22 protein-coding genes and 1 tRNA gene are annotated in these 24,870 nt (G+C 61.5%); 14 read left to right on the forward strand and 9 right to left on the reverse strand.

Annotation, left to right across the window (positions count from 1 at the left end; translation table 11 throughout):
- Positions 1-26 precede the first annotated feature (26 nt).
- A complete protein-coding gene (locus BCY78_RS20780) occupies positions 27-1,700 on the reverse strand; it encodes an acyl-CoA dehydrogenase family protein (RefSeq protein WP_068305655.1) in 1,674 nt (557 codons plus the stop codon).
- Positions 1,701-1,873: 173 nt separating this feature from the next.
- Between BCY78_RS20780 and BCY78_RS20785 the strand changes: the two genes are divergently transcribed.
- Entirely contained in the window at positions 1,874-2,644 is a 771-nt protein-coding gene (locus tag BCY78_RS20785) for a sulfite exporter TauE/SafE family protein (protein ID WP_068305657.1), read from the forward strand.
- Here the strand turns inward: BCY78_RS20785 and BCY78_RS20790 are convergent.
- Both BCY78_RS20790 and BCY78_RS20795 read right to left on the reverse strand, forming a co-directional pair.
- Complete coding sequence (locus BCY78_RS20790) at positions 2,613-3,128, reverse strand: DUF3859 domain-containing protein (RefSeq protein WP_068305658.1); 516 nt, start codon at positions 3,126-3,128, stop codon at positions 2,613-2,615. The two genes, BCY78_RS20785 and BCY78_RS20790, sit on opposite strands and share 32 nt — an antisense overlap.
- 76 nt (positions 3,129-3,204) lie before the next feature.
- On the reverse strand, positions 3,205-4,803 hold the full coding sequence (locus BCY78_RS20795) for a phosphoenolpyruvate carboxykinase (RefSeq protein WP_068305660.1): 1,599 nt from the start codon (positions 4,801-4,803) through the stop codon (positions 3,205-3,207).
- Between the two features lie 357 nt (positions 4,804-5,160).
- Between BCY78_RS20795 and BCY78_RS20800 the strand changes: the two genes are divergently transcribed.
- The 6 genes from BCY78_RS20800 to BCY78_RS20825 all read left to right on the forward strand — a co-directional run bounded on the left by BCY78_RS20800 (position 5,161) and on the right by BCY78_RS20825 (position 9,645).
- The gene (locus tag BCY78_RS20800) at positions 5,161-5,862 is read left to right on the forward strand and encodes a response regulator transcription factor (protein ID WP_068305661.1); all 702 of its coding nucleotides are present in this window, start codon (positions 5,161-5,163) and stop codon (positions 5,860-5,862) included.
- 69 nt (positions 5,863-5,931) lie between these two features.
- Entirely contained in the window at positions 5,932-7,635 is a 1,704-nt protein-coding gene (locus BCY78_RS20805; RefSeq protein ID WP_233499457.1) for an ATP-binding protein, read from the forward strand.
- 26 nt (positions 7,636-7,661) lie between these two features.
- A complete protein-coding gene (locus BCY78_RS20810; RefSeq protein ID WP_233499458.1) occupies positions 7,662-8,066 on the forward strand; it encodes an HPr kinase/phosphorylase in 405 nt (134 codons plus the stop codon).
- A 3-nt stretch (positions 8,067-8,069) separates the two neighbouring features.
- Complete coding sequence (gene rapZ / locus BCY78_RS20815) at positions 8,070-8,978, forward strand: RNase adapter RapZ (protein ID WP_068305666.1); 909 nt, start codon at positions 8,070-8,072, stop codon at positions 8,976-8,978.
- The gene (locus BCY78_RS20820) at positions 8,975-9,376 is read left to right on the forward strand and encodes a PTS sugar transporter subunit IIA (RefSeq protein WP_068305668.1); all 402 of its coding nucleotides are present in this window, start codon (positions 8,975-8,977) and stop codon (positions 9,374-9,376) included. The genes rapZ and BCY78_RS20820 overlap by 4 nt, the downstream gene beginning before the upstream one ends.
- Positions 9,373-9,645 carry an HPr family phosphocarrier protein gene (locus tag BCY78_RS20825; RefSeq protein WP_068305670.1) on the forward strand — a complete coding sequence of 91 codons (273 nt, stop codon included), beginning with the start codon at positions 9,373-9,375 and terminating at the stop codon, positions 9,643-9,645. Before BCY78_RS20820 ends, BCY78_RS20825 begins: the two co-directional genes overlap by 4 nt.
- A 143-nt stretch (positions 9,646-9,788) precedes the next feature.
- On the opposite strand, the gene BCY78_RS20830 is transcribed toward BCY78_RS20825, so the two are convergent.
- Entirely contained in the window at positions 9,789-11,267 is a 1,479-nt protein-coding gene (locus BCY78_RS20830) for an NAD-dependent succinate-semialdehyde dehydrogenase (RefSeq protein WP_068305672.1), read from the reverse strand.
- An 82-nt stretch (positions 11,268-11,349) separates the two neighbouring features.
- Here BCY78_RS20830 and BCY78_RS20835 point away from each other — a divergent pair, with 82 nt between their 5' ends.
- Positions 11,350-12,138 (forward strand): alpha/beta hydrolase, encoded by a 789-nt coding sequence (locus BCY78_RS20835; protein ID WP_068305674.1) that lies wholly within the window; start codon positions 11,350-11,352, stop codon positions 12,136-12,138.
- On the opposite strand, the gene BCY78_RS20840 is transcribed toward BCY78_RS20835, so the two are convergent.
- Positions 12,139-12,567, reverse strand: a complete 429-nt coding sequence (locus tag BCY78_RS20840) for an organic hydroperoxide resistance protein (RefSeq protein WP_068305675.1) — start codon at positions 12,565-12,567, stop codon at positions 12,139-12,141.
- Between the two features lie 107 nt (positions 12,568-12,674).
- On the opposite strand from BCY78_RS20840, the gene BCY78_RS20845 reads away from it, so the two are divergent.
- A complete protein-coding gene (locus BCY78_RS20845; protein WP_068305677.1) occupies positions 12,675-13,109 on the forward strand; it encodes a MarR family winged helix-turn-helix transcriptional regulator in 435 nt (144 codons plus the stop codon).
- On the opposite strand, the gene BCY78_RS20850 is transcribed toward BCY78_RS20845, so the two are convergent.
- Both BCY78_RS20850 and rlmB read right to left on the reverse strand, forming a co-directional pair.
- Positions 13,093-13,575: a CoA-binding protein gene (locus tag BCY78_RS20850; RefSeq protein WP_068305723.1), complete on the reverse strand. Its 483-nt coding sequence runs from the start codon at positions 13,573-13,575 to the stop codon at positions 13,093-13,095. The two genes, BCY78_RS20845 and BCY78_RS20850, sit on opposite strands and share 17 nt — an antisense overlap.
- A 217-nt stretch (positions 13,576-13,792) precedes the next feature.
- Entirely contained in the window at positions 13,793-14,581 is a 789-nt protein-coding gene (rlmB, locus tag BCY78_RS20855) for a 23S rRNA (guanosine(2251)-2'-O)-methyltransferase RlmB (protein WP_068305679.1), read from the reverse strand.
- Positions 14,582-14,738: 157 nt separating this feature from the next.
- Between rlmB and BCY78_RS20860 the strand changes: the two genes are divergently transcribed.
- From BCY78_RS20860 to BCY78_RS20885, 5 genes are all read left to right on the forward strand, one after another.
- Positions 14,739-14,822: transfer RNA gene (locus BCY78_RS20860), tRNA-Tyr, on the forward strand.
- 1,075 nt (positions 14,823-15,897) lie between these two features.
- Positions 15,898-18,153 (forward strand): McrB family protein, encoded by a 2,256-nt coding sequence (locus BCY78_RS20870; RefSeq protein ID WP_083195209.1) that lies wholly within the window; start codon positions 15,898-15,900, stop codon positions 18,151-18,153.
- Entirely contained in the window at positions 18,150-19,409 is a 1,260-nt protein-coding gene (locus BCY78_RS20875) for an McrC family protein (protein WP_068305682.1), read from the forward strand. The genes BCY78_RS20870 and BCY78_RS20875 overlap by 4 nt, the downstream gene beginning before the upstream one ends.
- A 436-nt stretch (positions 19,410-19,845) precedes the next feature.
- Positions 19,846-22,518 carry an N-6 DNA methylase gene (locus BCY78_RS24850; protein ID WP_158515975.1) on the forward strand — a complete coding sequence of 891 codons (2,673 nt, stop codon included), beginning with the start codon at positions 19,846-19,848 and terminating at the stop codon, positions 22,516-22,518.
- Positions 22,518-23,039 carry a type II toxin-antitoxin system VapC family toxin gene (locus tag BCY78_RS20885; RefSeq protein ID WP_068305686.1) on the forward strand — a complete coding sequence of 174 codons (522 nt, stop codon included), beginning with the start codon at positions 22,518-22,520 and terminating at the stop codon, positions 23,037-23,039. The genes BCY78_RS24850 and BCY78_RS20885 overlap by 1 nt, the downstream gene beginning before the upstream one ends.
- A gap of 854 nt (positions 23,040-23,893) precedes the next feature.
- Here the strand turns inward: BCY78_RS20885 and BCY78_RS20890 are convergent.
- Both BCY78_RS20890 and BCY78_RS25360 read right to left on the reverse strand, forming a co-directional pair.
- Entirely contained in the window at positions 23,894-24,262 is a 369-nt protein-coding gene (locus BCY78_RS20890; RefSeq protein ID WP_139103252.1) for a hypothetical protein, read from the reverse strand.
- A gap of 98 nt (positions 24,263-24,360) precedes the next feature.
- Positions 24,361-24,762, reverse strand: a complete 402-nt coding sequence (locus BCY78_RS25360) for a hypothetical protein (RefSeq protein WP_139103253.1) — start codon at positions 24,760-24,762, stop codon at positions 24,361-24,363.
- Between the last annotated feature and the right edge of the window lie 108 nt (positions 24,763-24,870).

A 24,870-nucleotide genomic window follows, 5' to 3' on the forward strand; every position in this document is an offset into this window, starting at 1 on the left:
GGAGCGTGGCCCGGCCGCCATTCTTCTCAATCCAGCAAGCGACGGGCGATGACCTGGGCCTGAATCTCGCCGGCGCCCTCGAAGATGTTGAGGATGCGCGCGTCGCAGAGGATGCGGCTGATCTGATATTCCAGCGCGAAGCCGTTGCCGCCGTGGATCTGCAACGCATTGTCCGCTGCGGCCCAGGCCACGCGGGCGCCAAGCAGCTTCGCCATGCCGGCCTCGAGGTCGCAGCGCTTGTCGTGGTCCTTCTGCCAGGCCGAGAAATAGGTGAGCTGCCGCGCCACCATGATTTCGACCGCCATCATCGCCAGCTTGTCGGCAACACGGGGGAAGTCGATCAGCGATTTGCCGAACTGCTTGCGGTCCTCGCCATATTGCATGCCCACTTCCAGCGCGTTCTGCGCGACGCCGATGGCGCGGGCGGCGGTCTGGATGCGGGCGCTCTCGAAGGTCTGCATGAGCTGCTTGAAGCCCTTGCCCTCTTCGCCGCCCAACAGGTTCTCGCCTTTCACCTTGAAGCCGTCAAAGCCGAGCTCGTATTCCTTCATGCCGCGGTAGCCGAGCACCTCGATCTCGCCGCCGGTCATGCCGGGCGTCGGGAACGGGGCCTCGTCGGTGCCGGGCGTTTTCTCGGCGAGGAACATCGACAGCCCGCGGTAATCCGTGGTGTTGGGATCGGTACGCGCGAGCAGCGTCATCACATGGGTCCGCGCGGCATGGGTGATCCAGGTCTTGTTGCCGGTCACTTCATAGTCGCCGTCCGCATTCTTCACCGCGCGGGTGCGCAAGGAGCCGAGGTCCGAGCCGGTGTTGGGCTCAGTGAAGACGGCGGTCGGCAGAATCTCGGCCGAGGCGATCTTGGGCAGCCATTCGGATTTCTGCGCGTCGGTGCCGCCGGCGAGGATCAATTCGGCGGCGATTTCCGAACGCGTGCCTAGCGAACCCACGCCGATATAGCCGCGCGAGAGTTCCTCGGAGACCACGACCATCGAGGCCTTGGACAGGCCGAAGCCGCCGAAATCCTCGGGGATGGTCAGGCCGAAAACGCCCATCTCGGCCAGCTCCTCGATGATCTCCATCGGAATGAGCTGGTCCTTCAGGTGCCAGTCATGCGCGAAGGGGGCGACCTTCTCATCCGCGAAGCGGCGGAACTGGTCGCGGATCATCTCCAGCTCTTCCTCCAGACCCGTCGCGCCGAAGGTCGCGCGACCGTGGTTGTCGCGCATCAGCTCGACCAGACGCGCGCGGGCAGCGGGGCTGTTGCCGGCGAGGATCGGTTGATCGGCCAAAGCGGCGAGGTCGGCAGGGGTCAGGCCCATATCCGAGGGGCGCAGGATCTCGCCCTGGTTCATCGGGATGCCGCCGAGGATCTGCGCGAGATATTCGCCCGCGCCGATCTGCAGGATCAGCCCCTCCATTTCGCCGAAGGTCCCGGCCTCGGTTAGGCGCGCGGCCCAGGCGGACATCTGGCGCACGGCCTCGACATAGGTGGCCAGCCAGGCCAGACCATGCGCGGCGCGCTGGTTCTGTTCGATCAGCCCGGCCTTCACCTTGCCGCCCTCGGAAACGGTTGCGCGCAGGGTCTCGGTCGCACGGGCCTGCAGCGCCTCCAGCGGCGCCACCAAGGCGGCAACGCGGGGCAGAAGATCGGCCATCAGCGGTGCGGCGGCACTCAGGTCCTGTCCATCATGGGGCATGGGGCGACTCCTTCGCGGGGCTTGTATTGCTGGTGCAGCGATAGCCCCTTCGCAGTCGCAGCGCAACATTAATTCAACACGACATCGCCTCAAGCATGAAAATGTCGCGCTCGTTTTGGCCGTGCACCTCCTCCAGCGCAGGTCTACAAGATCCTGACCGAAGGAGATTTTCCATGGATAGCATGATTGCGGGCCTACCGCTGTGGGCCTTTCTGCTGGCGGCGGCGGTGACGCTGGGCGCGGGCTTCGTCAAGGGCGCGATCGGCTTTGCCATGCCGCTGATCATGATCGCGGTCCTGCCGTCCTTCATGCCCGCGCAGACCGCTCTGGCGGCGCTGATCCTGCCGGTCCTCGTGTCGAACCTGCACCAATCCCTGCGCCATGGCGTTGCCCCGGCGCTGGCCTCGGGCCTGAAATTCTGGCGGATCATCATCGCGACCATGGGCGGCATCCTGATCACCGCGCCCTTCGTCGTCGACCTGCCGCAACAGGCGATGTTCCTGTTGCTGGGCGTGGCCGTCCTGTTCTTCGCCGGCCTGCAATTGAGTGGCTGGTCGCCGGATATCCCGCCCCGGGCGCGCGGACCGATCGAGCTGACCTCCGGCCTGATCGGCGGGCTTTACGGCGGGATCTCGGGCGTTTGGGGCCCGCCCTCCATCGTCTACCTGATGGCTGCCAAGGTCGAGAAGACCGAGATGGTCCGCGTGATGAGCGTGATCTTCCTGATGGGTGCGATCGTGCTGACGCTGGCCCACCTGCGCTCAGGCGTGCTGAACGCCGAGACGGGGGTGCTGTCGGCGTTGATGATCATCCCGGCCTTTGGCGGGATGTGGCTGGGCTACCGCGCGCATGACCGCATGGACCCCGTCCGCTTCAAGCGCTGGACGCTGATCCTGCTGATCCTGAGCGCGCTCAACCTGCTGCAGCGGGGCCTGTTCGCCTGAACGACAGAAGCGAGGGCGCGTCGCACAGATGCGCCGCCTCGGGGATTTCCGCGGGGGCGACGACGGTGAACAGCACCGTGAACAGGACCTCGCCATCCGCTTCGGCGGTGAAGGTCCAGTCGCCCAGCTGCAGTTCCTCGGGGATGTCGAACTGGAAGAACACGGTATCGCCGTCGCCCGGCGCGACCGAGCCGCTCCAGGTCTGAGCCGTGGTGCCGCTGGGCGGCATCGGCGGATGCGTCACCGTATATTGCGTCGTCGCGCCGAGGTTGTCGGCCAACCGGTAGCGGACGCCGAACCCCTGCCCCAACACAGCCGGCGCGACGGTGCCGGTGGCGACCATCTGCACCGGCTGATCAGGGATGTGGACCCAGCCGGCCATGGTGCCCGGCGCCGGGCGGCGCCCGCCTTCGGGAGGTGCACAGAACAGACCCAGTTGCAGATCCGCGACCCGGTCCGAGACCTCGCCCAAGGGCTGAGACATGCCGGGGGCCCCAAAGAGGCAAAGCCCCGTCACCAGGACGGGGCCAGCCAGGGCATTGAGAACGCGAGCCATCCGATCAGCCGATCGCAGCGGCTTTCACGTCTTCGTCGATATAGGGCACGTACTGGGCGAAGTTCTCGGAGAACATGTGCACCAGCTTCGCGGCCTGCGCGTCATAGGCCGCACCATCGGCCCAGGTCGAGCGCGGGTCGAGCAGCGCGCTGTCCACGCCGTCGCAGGCGACGGGCACTTCGAAGCCGAAGTTCGGGTCCTTGCGGAACTGGCCTTTCGACAGCGAGCCGTTCAGCGCGGCGGTCAGCAGGGCGCGGGTCGCCTTGATCGGCATGCGCTTGCCGGTGCCGAAGGCGCCGCCGGTCCAGCCGGTGTTCACCAGCCAGCAATCCGAGCCGTATTGCGCGATCTTCTCCTGCAGCAGCTTGCCGTAGACTTCCGGACGACGCGGCATGAACGGCGCGCCGAAGCAGGTCGAGAAGGTCGGGGTCGGCTCGACCACGCCACGCTCGGTGCCCGGGGTCTTCGAGGTGAAGCCCGACAGGAAGTGGTACATCGCCTGCGCCGGGGTCAGACGGGCGATCGGCGGCAGGACGCCGTAGGCATCGCAGGTCAGCAGCACGACATGCTTCGGCGTGCCGCCGAGGCCGGTGTCCGACGCGTTCGAGATATAGTCGAGCGGATAGGCGCAGCGCATGTTCTCGGTCAGCGAGCTGTCCTCGAAGTCCAGATCCAGCGTCTCGGGATCGTAGACCATGTTCTCGATGACGGTGCCGAACTTGGTGGTCGTCGCGTAGATCTCCGGCTCGGCTTCGGCCGAGAGGTTGATCGTCTTCGCGTAGCAGCCGCCTTCGAAGTTGAAGATGCCGTTCTCGGACCAGCCGTGCTCGTCATCGCCGATCAGGGTGCGCGACGGGTCGGCCGACAGCGTGGTCTTGCCGGTGCCCGAGAGGCCGAAGAACACGGCCGCATCATCGGGGTTGCCGATCGCGTGGTTGGCCGAGCAGTGCATCGCCATCACGCCCTTGCCGGGCAGGATGTAGTTCAGCAGCGTAAAGACCGATTTCTTGTTCTCGCCAGCGTATTCGGTGTTGGCGATCAGGATGACCTTACGATCGAAGTTCAGCGAGATCACCGTTTCGGTGCGGCAGCCGTGGCGTTCGGGGTCAGCCTTGAACGAGGGGCAGTTGATGATCGTCCATTCCGGCACGAAGCTGTCCAGCTCGTCGCGGGTCGGACGGCGCAGCAGGTGGCGGATGAACAGGTTGTGCCAGGCGAGCTCGGACACGACGCGCACGTCCAGACGGTGTTCGGCATCGGCGCCCCCGAACAGATCCTGGACGAAATAGTCACGACCCTGCATGTGGGCGAGCATGTCCGCATACAGACGGTCGAAGGCCTCGGGGGCCATCGGCTTGTTGTTGTCCCACCAGATGGTGTCTTCGACCGAAGGCGTCCGGACGACGAACTTGTCCTTGGGCGAGCGGCCGGTGAACTGGCCGGTCGACACGAGGAACGCGCCCCCCTTGCCCAGCGTGCCTTCACCGCGGGTCAGCGCGGCTTCGACGAGTGCGGGCTCGATCAGGTTGTAGGCCACCGAACCCAGCCCGGTGATGCCCTGATCCTCGAGCTTGTAGTTGGGATTGACACGTCCTGCAGTCATGGTGCTCGCTCCTTGGCCGTGGCGCTTGGCCTCGATTTGGAAAAAATTTCCGGAGCCGCCCCCTGCCTCAGGGCAACCCGGCTTCAGGTCTCCTCAACCGTCTTCTGGCCTATATCATGGCGATTTCAGGAAGGAACAGGACACATTTAACCGTTTAGCGCCAACATCCCGGTGTTATCGCAAACTGTCGCAGCGGATCGGAAAGCGGTGTTCCGTTAAGCGAAATCTTCACCCTCGACGCGGTATTTTCGCCGCACTTCGCGCTGCTTTGTTGACTATGCGGTTGATTCTATCGGGCGAAAACCCCAGAATGTCGCGAAAAATAAGACCAATGAGCAGCATTACGAGGACAGGCACATGTCGAAGATCGCCCTTGTGGACGACGACAGGAATATCCTGACGTCGGTTTCCATCTCGCTCGAAGCCGAGGGCTTCGAAGTCGAGACTTATAACGACGGCCAATCGGCGCTGGATGCGTTCAACCGCAAGCTCCCGGACATGGCCGTCCTGGACATCAAGATGCCCCGCATGGACGGCATGGAACTTCTGCAGCGCCTGCGCCAGAAGACGCAGATGCCGGTGATCTTCCTGACCTCCAAGGACGATGAGATCGACGAGGTCCTCGGGTTGCGCATGGGTGCCGACGATTACGTCAAGAAGCCCTTCTCGCAGCGCCTGCTGATCGAACGGATCCGCTCGCTGCTGCGCCGCCAGCAGGCGCAGGAGACCAACGAGGTCGGCACGACCGAGGACACCAAGGTCATGGTGCGCGGCTCGCTCAGCATGGACCCGCTGCGTCACGCGGTGACCTGGAAGGGCAAGGAGGTCACGCTGACGGTGACCGAATTCCTGCTGCTGCAGGCGCTGGCCCAGCGTCCCGGCTTCGTCAAGTCGCGCGACCAGCTGATGGACGTGGCCTATGACGATCAGGTCTATGTCGATGACCGCACGATCGACAGCCACATCAAGCGCCTGCGCAAGAAGATGCGCACGGTCGATGAAGACTTCTCGTCGATCGAAACGCTGTACGGTATCGGTTACAAGTACAACGAGGCCTGATCGCAGGATGCGATCGGCCGCTCCGGTGAGGGGCATGTCCCGTAAGAACATAAGGCGGTGGGGGCAGAGGTGAACACGCAGACCGGCGCGCCGGGCAGCGAGGTCGTCCTGGGCGACGATTGGGTGAGGCCGCAAAGCGCGGTCGACACCGAAGTGCGCATTCACCGCGCCCGCCGCGGCCTTTTCTCGATCTTCCAGTCCCCGCTGGCCCGGAAGATCATCCTGTTCAACATGCTGGCGCTGGTGCTTCTGGTCGCCGGCGTGTTGGTCACCAACCCCTTCCGGGACTCGCTGGCGCGCCAGCATGAAATCAGCCTCGTCGATCAGGCCGAAGGTCTGGCGGATGTCGTGGGCGCCCTGCCTGCCCTGCTGCCCGATCAGCCGGGCTATTCCGAGGCCGACGCCCTCGCTGCGCGCCGTCGCGCCATCAACGCCCTGACCCTCAACGGCGAGACCGAGGTACTGCTCCTCAGCGCCGATGGCGCCGTCGAAAGCGCGCGCCGCGGCTCGGACGCCCGTCGTTCCACGCCGCTGGACCGCTTGGCGGTCGATGATGACCAGCCCACGCTGATTTCCGATATCCTCGATGCGCTGTGGTCCGGCCTCTCGGCGATCATCCCCGGCGACCGCTCGCCGCAGCCCGACCCCTCGGTCCTGCTGTCGGACCTGCATGCCGAGGCGATGAACGGCCATTCCGCCAGCCGCACCCTTCGTCTGGATGACGGCTTCCGCATGCTGGCCGCCGCGCCGGTGTTCGAGAATGGCATCGTCGTCGGCTCGGTGGTGATGCAGCAGATCCCCGCCGGGATCGAACGCATGCTGCGCGCCGAGCGTGAGCAGGTGCTGCAGATGTTCATCGTCGCGCTGCTGGTCTCCGTCGGCCTGTCGCTGGTGCTGGCCTCGACCATCGCCAACCCCTTGGCCGACCTTGCCACCGCCGCCGAACTCGGCCGGGACAAGAACGCCCGCCGCATGTCGCCGGGCCGCGTGCGCATCCCCGACCTGACCGGCCGCCCCGACGAGATCGGGCGCCTCAGCTCGGCCATGCGCGGCATGGTGACCGCGCTTTACGACCGGATCGACGCGAACGAACAATTCGCCGCCGATGTGGCGCATGAGATCAAGAACCCGCTCGCCTCGCTGCGCTCCGCCGTCGGTACGCTCCGGGTGGCCAAGCGCGAGGATCAGGTGACGCGCCTCCTCGACGTGATCGAGCATGACGTGCGCCGCCTCGACCGCCTGATCTCGGACACGTCGAACGCCTCGCGCCTTGATTCCGAGTTGGTCAAGGAAGAGGAAGAGACCTTCAACCTGTGCAAGACGCTGGACAACCTGTCCCAGCACCTCGCGCAGGAGGCCGAGGCCAAGGGTGTCGAATTCATCAGCGAATTGCCGCGCGACGCGATCATGATCCAAGGGCTTGAGGCCCGTCTGGCGCAGGTCTTCGTCAACCTGATCACCAACGCCATCTCCTTCTGCGAGGAAGGCGACGCCGTGCGCATCTGGGCCCGCAAGCGCGAGAACCGGGTGCTGGTTGTCGTCGAGGATACCGGCCCCGGCATCCCCGAGCAGGCGCTGGCCAAGGTCTTCAAGCGCTTCTATTCCGAGCGTCCGCAGGACTTCGGCAACCACTCGGGCCTTGGCCTGGCGATTTCCAAGCAGATCATCGAAGCCCATGGCGGCGTGATCTGGGCCGAGAACATCCGCCCGACCACCGCCGACAAGAACTCGCCGCCGCTGGGTGCGCGCTTCGTCGTCGGCCTGCCCCTTTGACGCCCCCCAATCTGCACGCCTCCGCCGTGGCTTTCGGGCCCCAGCGCGGCGTGCTGATCCTCGGCCCCTCGGGCGCCGGGAAATCCCGGCTGGCGATGGCGCTGATCGGTGAGGGCGCGCAGCTTGTATCGGACGATCAGGTGCTGCTCTGCGCCTCGGACGGAGAGCTTTACGCCCGTGCCCCCGCACCGATCGCCGGCCTGATCGAGGCCCGCGGGCTGGGCTTGTTGACCCTGCCGCTCCGGCGCCTTGCGCGGATCGTCCTCGCGGTCGATCTGGCCCTGCCGCCCGCCCGCCTGCCCGAGCCGCAGAAACGCTGTCTTCAAGGTGTCACGATAGAGTGTCTGCCAGCGCGGCCCGATTCGGCTTTCGCTCGCGCGCTGGGCCATTATCTAAGAGGCATGAAGGATTCGGCGAATGTCAGGGTCTGAGTGATGCAGGAAGGCGTGAATCAGGTTCGCATGGTGATGGTCACCGGCCCCTCGGGTGCCGGACGGTCGTCTGCGATCAACGCGCTGGAGGACCTCGGGTTCGAGGCCATCGACAACCTGCCCATGTCGCTGATTCCCCGGCTTCTGGACGGCCCGCCCCTGCCCCGCCCGCTGGCCTTGGGCGTGGATGTCCGCAATCGCGACTTTTCCTCCGAAGCCCTGATCGAGCTGGTCGACCGCCTGCACCGGATGCCGGGCGTGCGTGCGGACCTTCTGTATCTCGATTGCGATGCCGACACCTTGGTCCGCCGCTATTCCGAGACCCGCCGCCGCCACCCCCTCAGCCCCGATGACGCCCCCCTGCCGGGGATCGAGCATGAACTGGGCCTGCTGGAGCCGGTCCGCGCGCGTGCCGATGTCCTGTTGGACACCTCGACGCTGACGCCGCACCAGCTGCGGGCCGAGATCGGCGATTGGTTCGCCCCGGTGGATGGGCGGCCCATGGCCTTGGCAATCCAGAGCTTTTCCTACAAGCGCGGCCTGCCGCGCGGGGTGGACATGGTGTTCGACTGCCGCTTCCTTGCCAATCCGCATTGGGAGCCGGCGCTGCGCGAGCATGACGGCCGCACCCCGGACGTCGCCGCCTTTGTCGAGGCCGATCCACGCTTCGCCGATTTCTTCGAGCGGGTGCATGGTCTGGTCGCCTCGTTGCTGGAGGCATTTGTGGATGAGGGGAAGACCTCGTTGACGATAGCTTTCGGATGCACGGGCGGTAAGCACCGCAGCGTTGCATGTGCAGAAAAAATGAGCCGGGTGCTTGCAGAGCAAGGCTGGCGGGTGTCAAAGAGACACAGGGAGCTGGAACGACGTCGCCTGATGGCGACCTCGACTGAGCAAGGGTTAGGGACGTGATCGGGATCGTGATCGTCGCACATGGTGGGCTGGCGCGGGAGTATCTCGCCGCGGTCGAGCATGTGGTTGGCAAGCAAATCGGGATCAAGGCGATCGCGATCGAATATGACCATGACCGGGCGCGCAAGCAGGCGGAAATCTGCGCGGCGGCCGATGATGTAGATTCGGGCGACGGGGTCGTCGTGGTGACCGACATGTTCGGCGGCTCTCCGTCCAACCTGTCGATGCCCGCCTGTTGTCAGCCCGATCGGCGCATTCTGTACGGGGCCAACCTGCCGATGCTGATCAAGCTGGCCAAGTCGCGCGCCTTGCCGGTGCCCGACGCCGCGGCCTTGGCGCTGGAAGCCGGGCGCCGCTACATCAATTCCTATGAGATGACCGGAGGCGGGGGCGTATGAGCGCGGAGCGGGTCCTGAAGATCGTCAACGAAAAGGGGCTGCATGCCCGCGCCTCGGCGAAATTCGTCGAGGTGGTGGAAGCCCATGACGCGCAGGCCGAGGTCGAGAAGGACGGCATGAGCGTCTCCGGCGATTCGATCATGGGTCTTCTGATGCTGGCCGCCTCGCGCGGGACCGAGATCCGTGTCCGCACCGAGGGCGAACAGGCCGCGCCGCTGATCGACGCTTTGGCCAAGCTGGTCGCGGACAAGTTCGGCGAGCCGTTCTGACCCTGCTTTGAGACGGTATTAGGAAGGGGCGCTTTGGCGCCCTTTTTTGTTTGCGTCGGCTGCCCATAACGAAAGCGGCGCGGGGTGGCCCGCGCCGATTGAGTATTTGGAACAAGGTGAGAGAGGGGCGCGGCGCCCGTCCCTCAGATGCTCAGGCAGATGTATTTCAGCTCGAGGAAGTCCTCGATGCCGAAATGCGAGCCTTCGCGGCCGAGGCCGGATTGCTTCACGCCGCCGAAGGGCGCGACCTCGGTCGAGATGAGGCCGGTGTTCACGCCGACGATGCCGTATTCCAGCGCCTCCTGCACGCGGGTCACGCGACCGACGTTTTGAGCGTAGAAATAGCAGGCGAGGCCGAAGATCGTGTCATTGGCGTAGTGGATCGCCTCTTCCTCGGTCTCGAATTTGAACAGCGGCGCGAGGGGCCCGAAGGTTTCCTCCTGCGCGACCTTCATCTCCTGCGTCACGCCGGTGACCACCGTCGGCTGGAAGAAAGTCCCGCCGAGGGTGTGGCGATGGCCGCCCGTCAGCAGCGCGCCACCATGATCGAGCACGTCCTTGATATGCTCCTCGACCTTCTCGACCGCCTTGGCGTTGATCAAGGGGCCGGTGGTCACGTCCTTCTCCAGACCGTCGCCCACGTTCAGCTTCTCGACCGCTGCGCGCAGCTTCTCGGCGAAGGCATCGTAGACGCCCGATTGCACGTAGATGCGGTTCGCGCAGACGCAGGTCTGGCCGTTGTTGCGGAATTTCGAGGCCATGGCCCCCTCGACCGCCGCATCGAGATCGGCGTCATCGAAGACGATGAAGGGCGCGTTGCCACCAAGCTCCATCGAGCATTTCATCACCTGATCGGCGGCCTGCTTGAGCAGGATGCGACCCACCTCGGTCGAGCCGGTAAAGGTCAACTTGCGCACCGCCGGGTTCTCGCAGAACTCCTTGCCCACATCCGAGGAGCGCGAGGAGGTGACCACGGACAAAACCCCCTTGGGCACCCCCGCGCGTTCGGCCAGCACCGCCATCGCCAGCGCCGAGAGCGGCGTCTCGGCGGCCGGTCGGGCAACGAAACCGCAACCTGCCGCCAGAGCCGGGGCGACCTTGCGGGCGATCATCGCGTTCGGGAAGTTCCAGGGCGTGATTGAGGCGCAGACCCCAATCGGCTGCTTCAGCACGGTGATCCGCTTGTCGCGCATATGGCCGGGGATGGTCTCGCCATAGATGCGCTTGGCTTCCTCGCCGAACCATTCGACGAAGCCCGCGCCATAGAGGATCTCGCCCTTGGCCTCGGCCAGTGGCTTGCCCATCTCGGCGGTCAGGATCGTGGCGAGGTCATCGGCATTTTCGACCATCAGGTCGTACCATTTGCGCAGCACCGCCGCGCGTTCCTTGCCGGTGCGCTTGGCCCATTCCTTCATCGCCGTCTCGGCCGCGGCGATGGCGCGGGCGACTTCCGCACGCGACAGGTCGGCGACCTTGGCGATGACATCGCCGCGCGCCGGGTTGGTCACCTCGAAGGTCGCGCCGTCATCGGCCTCGACCCAATCTCCGGCCACGAGGGCCCGGGTTTCAAACAGCGACGGGTCCTTGAGCAGGCGCCTAAGATCGGTAGTGTCGTCCAGCATGGTTCCTCTTCCTCGAATGCCTGATGCGGGCTCGGGTCACAGAGAGCACAAATTACTTAACAACGCAAGCAATGGAGCATCCATGGCCGACGATCTGAGCCTAGCCTACGCGAATGGCGACTTCATCCCCGATGCGGGCAGCTTTGTCCCGCGCTGGGAGGCCGAGGCCGCCGCCTTTCGCGAGGAGCTGGGAGATCGCGCCCGCCTCGGTCTGAGCTATGGTAGCACCGCGCGTCAGAAGGTCGACCTGTTCCTGCCCGAGGGGCCGGTCGCCGGGCTCATGGTCTTCATCCATGGCGGCTATTGGCTGAACTTCTCGCCCTCGACCTGGTCGCATTTCGCCCGTGGCGCGCTGGCGCGGGACTGGGCGGTGGCGATGCCGGGCTACACGCTGGCACCCGAGGCGCGGATCCACCAGATGACGGATGAGGTCGAAGCGGCGATCACGCTGGCGGCCGAGGCTGTCGACGGCCCGATCGTGGTCACCGGGCATTCGGCGGGCGGGCATCTCTCGGCCCGGATGGCTTGCGCGGATCGCAACCCGGCCTGGGCCGAGAGGCTGGCCCGCGTGGTGCCGATCTCGCCGCTCTCGGACCTGCATCCGCTGCGGCAGACCGCGATGAACACGCAGCTGCAGCTCGATGCCGAGGAGGCGGATCGAGAAAGCCCCGCGCTCCTGTCGAAGCGCGGGGATGTGGATTGTACGGTCTGGGTCGGCGGTCAGGAACGGCCGAGCTTCCTGTGGCAGGCGCGCCTTCTGAGCGAGAACTGGGACTGCGCCTGGCATGTCGCGCCGGGGCTGCACCATTTCAACGTCATCGACGACCTGACCGACCCGGACAGCCTGCTGATGCAAACCTTGCTGGACTAATCAGACCAGCGTCAGCGTGACGTCGATGTTGCCCTTGGTCGCATGCGAGTAAGGGCAGACGAAGTGGCCGGCATCGACCATCTTCTGCGCCAGTTCGGGCTCGACGCCCGGGATGGCGATCTTCAGCTCGACGGCGATGCCGAAGCCGCCATCGTCGCGCGGGCCGATGCCGACATTGGCGGTGACGGTGGCGTCGTCCGGAACGGTGCCCAGCTTCTGCATATTGGCCGCAGCGCGCATCGCGCCGAGGAAGCAGGCGGCATAGCCCAGCGCGAACAGCTCTTCCGGGTTATGGCCCTTGCCGGAACCACCCAGCTCCTTCGGCGTTGCCATGGTCATGGTCAGCATGCCGCTGGCCAGGCTGGCGCTGCCGTTGCGGCCGCCGCCGGTTGCGGTGGCTTCGGTGCGGTATTTGACGTCGACGGTCATGGGTCTCTCCTATCGCTCACGATTATGTCGTATGCGATATAATTAGGATGAGTCGCCCCGCCTGTCAATCGCTTGCGCTTCTATCGTGCGCGACTTATCTTCCAGACATGCCCATCGCCCCCGCCGACATGCTCTGCTTTTCGCTCTATTCCGCCCAGCACGCGATGCAGGCGGCCTATAAGCCGCTGCTCGACCCGCTGGGCCTGACCTATCCGCAATATCTGGTGCTCTCGGCCCTCTGGGTGCTGGACGACCAGACGGTCGGCGCCTTGGGGGCGCAGCTGGCGCTGGAGACGAACACCCTCACGCCCTTACTGAAACGGATGGAGGCCGCGGGTCTGGTGGCGCGCCGCCGTGACAAGGTCGATGAGCGGCAGGTGCGCGTGACCCTCGCGCCGGAGGGTGAGGCGCTGCGCCAAAAGGCCGCCCATGTCCCAGCCTGCTTTTTGGAAGCCACGGGCATGTCGCTGCCCGAGGTCATGGCCCTTCGCGATCAGGTGAAGACCCTGCGCGATCACCTCAAGCTCAAAGCTTCGAGCTGATCACCCCGGTGTTGAACCCGCCCATGCGCAGCTCGCCGAACAGGCGCTGATATTCGATCTTCGGGCAACGGTTCTGAATGAAATTCACGCCACGCTCGGCACACATTTCCCGCGCCTCCTCGCTGACCACGCCGATCTGCAGCCAGACCGTCTTCAGCCCCGGCAGATTGTCCAGCGCCTCGCGCACGATGGGGGCCACGTGTTCCGAGCGGCGGAAGACGTCCAGCATGTCGACCTCGGGCGGCAGCTCGGACACCTCGCCCACCGCCACCTCACCGAACAAGCGCTGCCCGGCCAGCCCCGGATTGACCCCGATCACCCGCATGCCCTTCAGGCCCAGATAGCGCGCGACGAAATAGCTGGGGCGCACCGGGTTCGAGGAGACACCGACCACGCCCACCACGCGGATCTGCCGCAGGATCTTGCGCAGGGTGTCATCATCGGGGGCGTCGGGTTGGGTGGTCATCATCGTCTCCATCTGGGTCCTGTCGCGCGGGGCAGCCTACCCACCCAAGATGGCGCGGCAAGGCCAAAGAAAAAGCGCCCGGCTCATCGGCCGGGCGCAGTTGGGAACGAGGGACAGTGGAGGAAACGCGAGAGTTCCAGCTCAACGCTTCATGTGACAATATGAGCGCATTTCCCGGAAAAAAAAGCCCTGTCGCAATTTCGTGATAAGCCAAGCGTTAAGAGACGCCTCGCGCTGCGGTTGCAGCATACAGCGAAACGGCCGCCGCGTTGGACACGTTGAGCGAGCCGAAGCCGCCCGGATAGGGGATCCGAACCAGTGCGTCACAGGTCTCGCGGGTCTTCTCGCGCAGGCCGGGCCCTTCGGCCCCCAGCACCAGTCCGACGGGGCGGGTTCCGGCATTGGCCAAGCCTTCGGCCAGTGTCGTCTCACTTTCCCCGTCCAAGCCAAGTAGCGTGAATCCCATGGCTTTCAACCGCTCCATGGCCTCGGCGAGGTTGGTCACGCGCAGATAGGGCTGCCGCTCCAGCGCGCCCGAAGCCGTCTTCGCCAGCGCCCCGGTCTCGGGCGCGGCATGGTGGCGCGGCGCGATCACCGCGCGGGCGCCGAACACCTCGGCCGAGCGCAGGATGGCCCCCACGTTATGCGGGTCGGTCACCCGGTCCAGCAGCACCACGACCGGCGCGCCTTTTCCGGCCGCGCAAACGTCGTCGAAGCGGCCCCAGTCGAGCGGCTTCACCTCCAGCGCGGCACCTTGGTGCACCGAATCAGCGGCGATCGGCGCCGAGAACTTGCGGGCGTCCTCCATTTCCGGGGTCATGCCGGATTCGGCGATGGCCTCGGCCAGCTTGTCGGCGGCGTTCTTGGTCACCAGAAGGCGCAGTTTCTCGCGCGCGGGGTTCAGCAGCGCATCGCGCACGGCATGCAGGCCGAACAGCCAGACGGTCTCGGCCGCAGCGGCGCGCTTGGCGCGTTCCTTCTCGATCACCCAGGTCGGTTTCTTCATCGTCTTGCCCCTTGCCGCTTGCGCCAAAGCCGCCCCGGACGGCGCGCGCCCCCTGCCCCTATCACCTTGTCGCAAATACTCAAGCGACGGGCGCCACTTTCGCATCGTTTCGGCCCTTGACGCCCCCCGCCCCGTTGGCTATTCCCCCCGCAGCGTCGGGCGACGTGCTGCAAGGTGCGGCAGCGGACTGTAACTCCGCCGGGGAGACCCACGCCTGGTTCGATTCCAGGGTCGCCCACCATTCCCCCAAGATATTGTCACTTAAATCAATATCTTGGCGGGATGGCCGGATTTCACCGCTATTCGCTAACAAATACCTACAGCAAACGCCTTGAACCCACGGAGGGATGCAGTGAAGGCGTGCTGCAAACTGTCGAGTGCTCACGACAACTCACTCCAGTACTCACGCTGCGTTACGGCTGACAGGTGCGATGCCGCCGGCAGGGAACACGAGACACAAGAAAAAGTGCAATCGCAGCCCTCCTGGAGGGCGGCCTTGGTAATGATCACGCGCAAGCGGGCACTTTAGGCCAGAAGGTCATCGCTCTAGGGATCGCACAAGTCAGCTTGCTCGACGGACTTGATTGCAACTTCCGTGTCATCCAGCCCCAGTTACAGCAGCCACTCCCTCACATCGTCGGTATGGATGTGCCGTCCGTCTCGCTGCCCCGCCGTCCCGTGCCTCCCCCCACCTGCACGAGCATGATGGACCGGATGTTGCTCCAAACCCACTCGTCCGCCCCGTAAGCCGTTGCCGCCCCTTGCAGGGTGCCCAGGCGCCCCAGCGCTGCAATGACAGAGTGCCAGGCCCTCGTGCTACAAGTCCCCATCAGCGGTCGCCACACCAATGGCTGATCGCCTGGGATCCGGTCCGGCAGGTCGGGCATAACTGGCGCATCGTCGATCCAGCTCTCTGTGATTTGGCTGGCACTGCACGTCAGCGTCTTGGCATCAACCCCGTGGTAGACCTCACCCCAATCCCGCTGCCTCGATGAGCCGTGTTTTCTGGCCAGCCACACACCATCGCCTTCGGCCTTCGCGCAGGTTCTGACGATTAGCAGGTGCAGAGCGCTTGAGCTCGGGCAATGGACGACGGTTTCCGCCCAATGGGACCGCGACCTCTCGCGGCACGTTGCGGCCGGTCTACCCGCATGAATAGTGGAGAGCGCATATTCCAGAACCTGACGCCCAAATTTTATTGGAGCGAACTCTGAGGTTTAGATAGCTAGTCGAAAATCAATCTTAAAGATACAAAGGCTTTGGTCAGGGACAGGCGCGGGTCGAAGTCCTACCGATCGGCTGAGGAGGCTTCTACTGTGTCACGATACAACCCACATCACCATGTTGCCCCTATCTACGCTGCCGCGCAAAAATGGCACGATGCAGCGCTTTCAGTGGGGTTATCGGTTTTCACCGATGAGAAAGAGATTTGGACACCGCCCCTTCTTGACGAATTGGATCAGCACTTCGTAAAGAACCTTGACGCTGGGGAAGGTGATTTTCTCTCGAAATTAAAGGTACAGCTTTCGCAGGGCTCGCCTGATTGCCGCCAGCTGATGGCCGAGAGCCTTTGGCTAACGCTGCTCTTCCCATCGAACGTCGGCGCAGCCAAGAAGCGCGAGAATGTGCTGGAGATCTGGTCCTGGTCTGGAGAAGGTTTGAACGCGTCTCACTCTCTCCTGGAAGACGCTGTTCTTGAAAGCATCGGCTCCGCCGGGACGGCTTACAACACGCACCGCTGGCGCGAACTGGTATTCCTCATCGGCGCCTTGCGCGATTTCAAAGCCCGCGATGCCGCCGACCGTGAACGGATCGCGTCAGAGCCGTGGGCATTCTCTGGTTGGCTAAGCGGCCTCCCGGAGGCGCGGCATAGGCAGCTGATCCACGTCTTGCCACACCTGTTATTTCCCGACACGTTCGAACGGATCAGCTCCGAGGGCGATAAGCGCCTGATCCTCGCCGGCTTCGAAGACACAACGGAGAAGGAGATCAAGAAATGGAGCACCGTCGAGATCGACCGCGCCTTGCTCAAGCTGCGCCGCCGACTTGAAGAGGAGCACGGCGCGGACATTGATTTCTACCAGGAAGAGTTCGCGTCCCAATGGAAGGACCAGACGAAGTACTGGCTACTCAGCTGGAACCCCTCCAGATGGACCTGGAACACACTCGCCGCCGACCGCGCCGCGACGATCAGCGGGAAGAAGGCCGACAACCGATGGCGTTGCGGCTCGAGCAAACCGCGCGAGGGTGACCGCGTCTTTCTGATCCGCACCGGCAGCCCTCCGAAAGGCGTCGTGGCAGCCGGAAAGGTCACGCGCGCACCCTACGAAGCTGAGCACTGGGAACAGGCACGGTCCGACGCCGGGGAGACGACGCGCTTCATAGACGTGGCATTCAATTCCGTCCGCGATGCAACGTCAGACGAGATTGTCTCATTGGAACAGCTGCAAAGCCGCGAGCCCGGTCAGGAATGGAACCCGCAGTCTTCCGGCATCGAGATCAAGGCAAAGGCTGCTCGCAACCTCGAGCGCCTATGGAAGGCTTTGCCAAGTATCGTATCGGACGCTACTACGCCTAGAGACGACGCCGGGTCTATGGGCGAATCTCCACAGAAACTCGCGCCGCCCCTGAACCTCATTCTTTACGGCCCGCCGGGCACCGGAAAGACCTACCGACTCAATAGCGACTACCTGCCGCTATATCGGGATGTGGCCGGTGATCGCTTTGAGTTCGTGACGTTCCATCAGAGCTACGCATACGAGGACTTCGTCGAGGGCATTCGCCCTGTCACGGAGAATGGCACCGTCACCTATGAGGTGCGGCCGGGGGTGTTGAAACGGCTTTGCGATCGGGCCCGGCGCTCGCCGAATAAGCGGTTCGCCCTGTTCATCGACGAGATCAATCGCGGAAACGTCGCCAAAATTTTCGGAGAGCTCATCACGCTTGTCGAGGTGGACAAGCGGATCCGCGTAGATGCATCGGGCAACCGCGCGGCGGACTGCAAGGGCTTGGAAGTGACGCTCCCCTACTCCGGCGAGCGTTTTGGGGTGCCCCCGAATGTGGACGTAATCGGCACTATGAACACCGCGGACCGCTCAATCGCTCTGCTCGACAGCGCCTTACGGCGCCGGTTCCGGTTCGAGGAACTCACGCCAAAGCCGGAACTACTTGAATCGTTCGAAGACGATGAGGGCAACACAATCGACTTGCGTCAGCTTCTTCAGGCCATGAATGCGCGCCTGTCCCGCCTGCTGCATCGCGATCAGACTCTCGGCCACAGCTATTTTTACCACGTAAAGTCCTTCGACGAACTGCGCCGTGTATTTGCGCGGGAGATACTGCCGTTTCTGCAAGAGGCATTCTACGACGACTGGCGTCAGATCCGTTACGTACTCGGCGACCAGGCCGTCGAGGAGAAGCTGCAATTGGTCCGGGCGCACAAACAGAATGCCGCTATGCTCTTTCCAAAGGCCGACCAGACTGAAATCAGGGACGGCGAAGCGTTTGAGATCATTCGGGAAGACGAGATCACTCCGAACGCAATCCGCAAGATCTACGAGCCGCCGGAATGAGGCACCTAACCGTCCGAGAGAGGCAGGGCGTCAACGTCGGTCCGGCCGGCGAGATCAGCGAGCTCGAGGCAGAAGGCATCGCGAGACTCGCCGCACTTTTGCCACCCGGTGTCCTCGCATGGGGCCATCGGTCATTGAAGTTCGGGCCGTTCTGCGGAGTCTTGCAAACTGAGCAGCTAGCAATCGAGATCCTTCCAAAGATAGAGCAGGGCAGTGATAGCAGCGAAGACATGCGGGGGCTCTTGGTGGCCATGCTTGCGCGCGTTGGTGAACTTGGGTCGAAGCGGGTTGGCGATGCTGGCCTCGGACAACAGCACAGCCACCTCCTCGACGTCTTCATTGAGGACTTCTGTAGTCAGGTAAAAACAGCGCTCCGAGGCGGCGCAATCGCACGGTACTCGGACAGGGCAGAGAACCTCAACGCCATCCGCGGGCGACTCGAGTTGACCAAGCACCTGCGCACGAACGCCTTCGATCGCTCTCATCTGCTATGTCGCTTCGACGAACGAAGCATTGACAACAACTACAATCAAGCACTGAAGGCGGTCTTTCGGATCCTTCTTGTACACGCACTAAGCCCAAGGGCCCGGACTATGGTGGCGACGTTCCTCCATCGTTTTGACGAGGTGACCGATCGCAGAGTCAGGGCTCGAGACATTGAGGCGCTCCGCCTTGACCGGACCATCCGGCACTGGGAACCAGTGTTTACCAAAGCTCGTTGGCTGCTATCAGGCCTCTATCCGGATGTTCGAACCGGCGATGCGGCTGGTTCGGCGCTGCTATTCAACATGGAAAAGCTCTTCGAGACCGTGCTCGGAATGCGCATACGGCATTCATGTCATTTGCGCGGCGGTGATCCCGTCACGGTCACTTTGCAGGGTCCGATAAAGAACCTCGCCACGGCGGGCTTCGAGTTGCGTCCTGATATTAGCATTCAGAGCGCAGACCAGACCCTCGCCATCTTCGACGCAAAATGGAAGCGCCTAAACCTCGGGAAGCCTAACTCGGGCGTATCGAGTGACGATGCGTACCAGATGAACGCGTATGCCAGCCGCTACAACTGCAACCGACTAGCGCTCCTCTACCCAGCGCACGGAGGGTGTCCGCCAGGAAGAGTCACTGAGTTCGCTCTTACCACGCAAGAACAGCCAACGTTGGAGATCATTGCCGTTGATGTCCGAGAGCTTGCATACGGACATGGCATTCCCATCGGTCTGGAAAGGGCGATACCGAAAGAGTGTCGTAGACACGACTAGACGGCCCATAGCAGCAGGGCGCGCGTGACAGCGGGCGCCGTGGCGCCCGGCCCATACCTGCCGTTCGCGCCCTCCGCAGCAGATGACCGCTCCCTGCCAATTCCGGCCATTCATACGGTAGCCAACCCGATGCAGACAATCATGCCCGGCGCTACGAACCGCGGTACGCACCGGCATGTTGGGCACAGCGAAGGCCCGCCTCAAGCGTGAGTTCGATTGCCCGCGTCTTTCCGCTCTGGTGTCGCTGAATGAAGAAGAGCCACTGCCACCAACGTTGGCGCGCCAAACCAGATTGCACAGAGCCAAACTCGTCGCGCACGGCAGGAGCCACGGGAGACTGAAGGCTGCTGCCCTACATGCGCCCCTCACGACGAGTTGCCCAGCCCTCCGTGCTATGGCAAGGAGATCGATAGCGAAGAATAGATACCAATTGGTGATGAGCATGCTTCACAAAAATGCGGCCTCTGATGGGTCCTCTTTGGCTGTTGCGCTTGGCTGGAGCACCCAAGATCTTCAAGCTCGAAAAATTTCTAGCCATGGCGCACAACTGAATCTAGCGAGGGGCCTTCAGGTTGGGAAGCCAGCCGCTCTTTTCGCGACGGTTGAAAAAAGGAATGGAGTCGATCCTCTTTGGGCTGCTGCCAAGTACGGCTATCATTCCGGTGTGGATTGGGGGATTCTATCCTCAGATTCAGGTATTCGAGTTTTCAACTCTCACAGACTGGTTGGCCACGAATGGCTGGCCTTCCCAGAGATTTCTTGGGATAAAGTCGAAGATAATAAAGATCTTCTTAATTGCTTCACTCCAGAAGAAGTTATCGAAGAGAAGATTGAGACTTTCGCAAATAGACTAGATAAGCCTACGAGGATTCTGGAGCCGATCGACGATAGCCTCGTTCGGCGCCTTGATCTGTGGCGTGATCAAGCGCTTCGGTACAGCAAGAAGTCAGACGCGATCGATGAGAAGCTTCAATCGCTTTACTCGCAACTTTTTGTGTTGAGGGCCGTAGAGGATAGAAAACTTGACCCCAAAATTTCCTCTCTTCGCGAAGTAATTCAGGGGTCAGATTCGATAAATCGAGACAAGTGGATTTCGCTTTTCGATCAGGCCAGAAGCAGGATTGGCAGTGATCTCTTTTCAACAGATTTCGCTCAAGATATTCCGCAGCACGTCTTGGCTGGGGTGATCAATGATCTTTATCGCCCTTCCCATCTCGCCGGAATAGACATTGAGTATGATTTTTCGTGGATTGAGGCGGATGTGCTCGGGACTGCGTATGAGAAATATCTCTCAACAGTTCTAGAAGCAGGATCTGCGCCGTCTCAAATGGAACTATTTAACACACCTGAGCGTGAAGTTTCCCGCTATAGCGCTCGAAAGAAGTCTGGAACTTACTACACGCCCCCATTCATGCACGACTACATTGCGGCGAAGTGCGTCGGAGAGTATTTCGACAAAGTCAAAAATACCGAACCGCCACGGGTCATAGACTTCGCTTGCGGCTCGGGATCTTTCTTGGTAGCGGCGATAGACGAAGTTTTGAAGTTGCTGAAGGCCCGCGACCCCCAAAAGCCATGGGCGAAAATTCTGATAGGTGGTCGCTTCATTGCAGGTGTAGACATTGATCCGAAAGCGGTGTCGATCGCGCGACTGAGGCTTTGGCACCGTCTGGTAGAAGAACCTGACGCACTGCCACTTCCAAGTTTGTCGGAGATCGTGATTTCCGCCGATGGGTTGCGGAGCGAAACTTGGGGGAAACTGGATCAGCCTTACGACATTGTTCTTGGCAATCCACCATTCCTAAAAACTTCGCTGGTTGAAGAGAAAGACGACCTTTCTGACCGCTTCAAAACGGCAAAGGGCCGATTCGACTTCTCCCATCTTTTCGCGGAGCAGGCTATAAAGGTCCTTGCCCCTGGCGGAATTTTGGGGCTGGTGCTGCCAAACCGAATCCTGCAGAGCGCGTCAGCGCAAACATTACGTGCAGAACTTATTTCGAGCTGTAGCATTCAGACAATCGTCGACTTCGGATCAAACCGCCCATTTCGCGATGTATCCGCATATGTGATGTGCCTCATAGCTCAGGTGCTTTCTGACGGCACTGATAAGCAGAGCCATGTCCGAGTCGTTGAGGTGGAGTCGATCAGTGCTGATTTTATTTCATCAATTTTGCTTAAGGCAGATAGTGAGCGTTGGTCGCGAAACGGCTTTGTTTTGGCTTATGACGCAAAGCAACCCAACTCTTCGTCCCCTTGGCTCCTTCTTTCAGCGTCCGATGAAAAGGCACGCATCGCATTGAGTGAGTTCGCGGTTCCATTATCTGAAGTCGCGACGGTGAACCAAGGCATCAAGACTGGGGCTAACGATGTGTTCCTGTTCGAGCCAGTTGCAGTTGATGGCACGCACCTCTCTCAGGTTGTCAACGGCATGGGAGAAGAGGCCCTTCTTGAGTCAGAACTGCTACATCCTGTGATCTTCGGCGCCGAAATTAGAAGGAGCACGAGGGTTAGAAGCACCAAGCTCATTCTGTATCCATACCGAGATGGTCGGAGCCTACCTGATGGGCAGCTCGCAGAAGAATTTCCGAAAACTTGGGAATATTTGAAGGAGAACCATGGCCTTCTATCTTCTCGCTCCAGCGTATCTGGAGGCGTGCGATGGTATGAACTAATTAGGCCACGAAATATCGGCTGGCTTTCTGCGCCGAAACTGGTAATGCGTGATCTTGCGCTGAGGCCGTCCTTTGGAATTGATATTGGAGGTCAAGTTTTCCTTATTGGGGGCACTGCCGTCACTCCCTTCGATCCGGACTTTCTCTTACCTTTGATGGCATACTTGAATAGCTCCGCTGTGGATAGGTTAATCTCAAAAACGACTCCTCAGTTTGGCGGAAACTTTCGAAAGTACGAACCGCGACATATCGAATCAATTCCCATTCTCACTTCGGTAATTGAGGAGGGGGAGTTGCGTGACCATCTTAGAGATCTTGCGCTCAAAGTTCTCAGTGCAACTAAATCTGAAAGCTCGACGGAAATTCAAATTGCAGAAGATGAAATCGATGATATCTTAGTCAAAGCGCTTGCCGCGCATGGTATTGAGATTGGTTAATGTCGTTCCAATTCCTTCTCCCATCATCGAGCGTAACACTGCCACGGAACGTAGCGCTTCTGGATAGCAATTTCATCGTCGGGCTGATTGATGAGCGCGATCAACATCATGACCAGGCGCAGGAGTTTTTTAGCGCTGATTTCGATTTCGTCTGGATACTTACGCACCCCGTACTAATCGAGAGCAGTGGGCTTTTAAGTCGCCGCCGAGACCAGCCTTATGCGGCGAAGGTGATGTCTTGGTTCACCGAGGCGTCTCAGAGGAGGCACATAAATGCCACACACATCCTTGAAAAGGAAGGTGAAGCATTTTCGGAGCCCCACCACATAATGAGAACTTTCAGGATCGACTATGTTGATGCTTTCTTGGTTGACCTGGCCGACAGGATATCAACTACTGGAGAATTTGAAAAAGGAATACCGATTGTAACCTTCGATACCGGAGATTACACAAGGTGCATTGGCGCTGGCTATAAATTTTCTTTATGGGACATGAAGAGCTTCGAGCTTCAGGAGTTTTAATCAATCCGATCGTTTTGTAAATTTCGAAAGAGGTGTCTTTTTTTCTGGGGAGCAACTATTTCCGATGAAGTCGGTTGTCTGGCGCGGTGGCCGCAATTCTCCTTGGTCAGTCGATTTTCTAGAGCGCCGCCCTCTTAGTCGCCTGCCGTCGGATCATTATAAAACTGCGTGCACAATCTAAATTAGCATTGAGATTAATTGGAGTCGCCCAATTTCGACCAGAACGTACTTTCCGCGCTCCCCAACCAAGGCGATCTTTTGCGCACTCAGGAAGCGGTTGCGCTAAGAATTGTCGTCCGGAATGTGCCGGTCATGTCGACCGCGTTAGCTACGGTTTGTCGATCATAGTTTCCGATACCCAACTTCCTGGGACTTCTCATGCTGCAGATGTTCAAGTCCGCTTCCTGCGATTAGTTGCCGCTCGCCCTTGACGCAGCGAGCGTCCGCTTCCCGCCCCAAGCTGTCGTGCCGTCGGCAGCAGGTTGCGTCAGCGGTCGTCGCCGTTAGTCTCGCCAGGCTGCCCGACCTGTCAGCACGCCAGCACGCCAGCACGCCACGGCGATGGCGCCAAGCGAGTTCATTGAGGTCAAACACCAGTTCAGTCTTGTGCTTACCCCGCAGCCAACTTCTTTCCTCGCTTAAACCATTTGGCCAGCCTATGGGGTAGCTGGATCCTGGCGCTATGTGTCAGACGGCAAGGCCAGCGATCGAACGCCACCACGGACGTCCGCTCCACTTAAAAGGCTGCAGTGCGTTCTGTGCTTTGACAGATTTCAGCCACGCCACGTGAAGGGCTAACGGAAGTAAGAATGACCCGACGCAGCGTCAAAACGCGGGATGGCACCTTCGCCAAGTCAAGCGTTCACGGAAGCGGCGACGGATTTCATGGAAGCTTCCAGCCGCCTGCGACGGTATTCCGCTTCCAGCAGGACAAAGGCTTCTTCATCGGACAGTTCGGCATAATCGGGAACGGGTTGCGATTCCCGTTGCAGGATCAGTTCTCGCGGGACCAGCGCCGCGACCATCCGCAGATAGTTCGCCGGATCGTCGGCACGAAGCCGGGCTATGGCATCGGCCCCATGCGTGGCGAAGTCATCCGCAATCGCTGTCATCAGCAGTTCGGTCAGCCGGTTGCGCGATCCCTTCGGCCTGCCGCCGCCAGTATTGCCCGTTAGGAAACGGCCATCCGCCCCCCGCAGAACAGTGGGCCGGTCAGGGGCCATTTGGTCAGGCAAGGTATTGAAGGTGCCGGGGGGCGGGGCAGATCGGTTCATAGTATCACTCATAGATTGGTGCATGGCGGTGGCAAGCGGACGCCGCACTACCAACGCCCCCGCGTCGGACGCCGCCGATCACGAAGCAACTTCCCGTATTCCTCGGCATCCATCAGAACGGCTTGCTTCGGCTGCCGACCTTCTGCCGCCCACTTGACGAAGGTGCAGCCCTTGTGTTGAGCGAATTGAAGAACCGAATGCTTTTGACAACCTTCACACCAGAATTCAATTTCGACCGAACCGCGCCGGGCCGAAGGGTTGCCGCTATCCCGGTTCAACATATGCTTGGATTTTGACCCGGCCCAAACCGAAACAACTGGATCATCTTCGCCGCGAACGTAATAGACCGCAGGCGGCAAGTGATGAAGGTAGTTGTATTCGCAATGGGGGCAGAGGATTACATGCTCATAGTCGCCGTAGTCAGCAGCATCGTTATCGATTTTAGTCATGATCGTTCCTTTTGCGTTGTTCTACCCGGATGGGCGGGTTTCGTTTTGCCCGAAGCTATAGGGTTGTCGGGCAGGGGGATCGTCAGTTCGCATCGTGAGTAATCTTCG

The organism is Pararhodobacter sp. CCB-MM2, from assembly GCF_001691415.1.
In the GTDB taxonomy this organism is placed as follows: Bacteria; Pseudomonadota; Alphaproteobacteria; order Rhodobacterales; family Rhodobacteraceae; genus Pararhodobacter.

Excerpts from the sequence above, each read along its gene's own strand:
- BCY78_RS20780 (WP_068305655.1), bottom strand. The coding sequence starts at position 1,700 with ATGCCCCATGATGGACAGGACCTGAGTGCCGCCGCACCGCTGATGGCC.
- BCY78_RS20785 (WP_068305657.1), top strand. The coding sequence starts at position 1,874 with ATGGATAGCATGATTGCGGGCCTACCGCTGTGGGCCTTTCTGCTGGCG.
- BCY78_RS20790 (WP_068305658.1), bottom strand. The coding sequence starts at position 3,128 with ATGTCTCAGCCCTTGGGCGAGGTCTCGGACCGGGTCGCGGATCTGCAA.
- BCY78_RS20795 (WP_068305660.1), bottom strand. The coding sequence starts at position 4,803 with ATGACTGCAGGACGTGTCAATCCCAACTACAAGCTCGAGGATCAGGGC.
- BCY78_RS20800 (WP_068305661.1), top strand. The coding sequence starts at position 5,161 with ATGTCGAAGATCGCCCTTGTGGACGACGACAGGAATATCCTGACGTCG.
- rapZ (WP_068305666.1), top strand. The coding sequence starts at position 8,070 with ATGCAGGAAGGCGTGAATCAGGTTCGCATGGTGATGGTCACCGGCCCC.
- BCY78_RS20825 (WP_068305670.1), top strand. The coding sequence starts at position 9,373 with ATGAGCGCGGAGCGGGTCCTGAAGATCGTCAACGAAAAGGGGCTGCAT.
- BCY78_RS20830 (WP_068305672.1), bottom strand. The coding sequence starts at position 11,267 with ATGCTGGACGACACTACCGATCTTAGGCGCCTGCTCAAGGACCCGTCG.
- BCY78_RS20835 (WP_068305674.1), top strand. The coding sequence starts at position 11,350 with ATGGCCGACGATCTGAGCCTAGCCTACGCGAATGGCGACTTCATCCCC.
- BCY78_RS20840 (WP_068305675.1), bottom strand. The coding sequence starts at position 12,567 with ATGACCGTCGACGTCAAATACCGCACCGAAGCCACCGCAACCGGCGGC.
- BCY78_RS20845 (WP_068305677.1), top strand. The coding sequence starts at position 12,675 with ATGCCCATCGCCCCCGCCGACATGCTCTGCTTTTCGCTCTATTCCGCC.
- BCY78_RS20850 (WP_068305723.1), bottom strand. The coding sequence starts at position 13,575 with ATGACCACCCAACCCGACGCCCCCGATGATGACACCCTGCGCAAGATC.
- rlmB (WP_068305679.1), bottom strand. The coding sequence starts at position 14,581 with ATGAAGAAACCGACCTGGGTGATCGAGAAGGAACGCGCCAAGCGCGCC.
- BCY78_RS20875 (WP_068305682.1), top strand. The coding sequence starts at position 18,150 with ATGAGGCACCTAACCGTCCGAGAGAGGCAGGGCGTCAACGTCGGTCCG.
- BCY78_RS24850 (WP_158515975.1), top strand. The coding sequence starts at position 19,846 with ATGAGCATGCTTCACAAAAATGCGGCCTCTGATGGGTCCTCTTTGGCT.
- BCY78_RS20885 (WP_068305686.1), top strand. The coding sequence starts at position 22,518 with ATGTCGTTCCAATTCCTTCTCCCATCATCGAGCGTAACACTGCCACGG.
- BCY78_RS20890 (WP_139103252.1), bottom strand. The coding sequence starts at position 24,262 with ATGGCCCCTGACCGGCCCACTGTTCTGCGGGGGGCGGATGGCCGTTTC.
- BCY78_RS25360 (WP_139103253.1), bottom strand. The coding sequence starts at position 24,762 with ATGACTAAAATCGATAACGATGCTGCTGACTACGGCGACTATGAGCAT.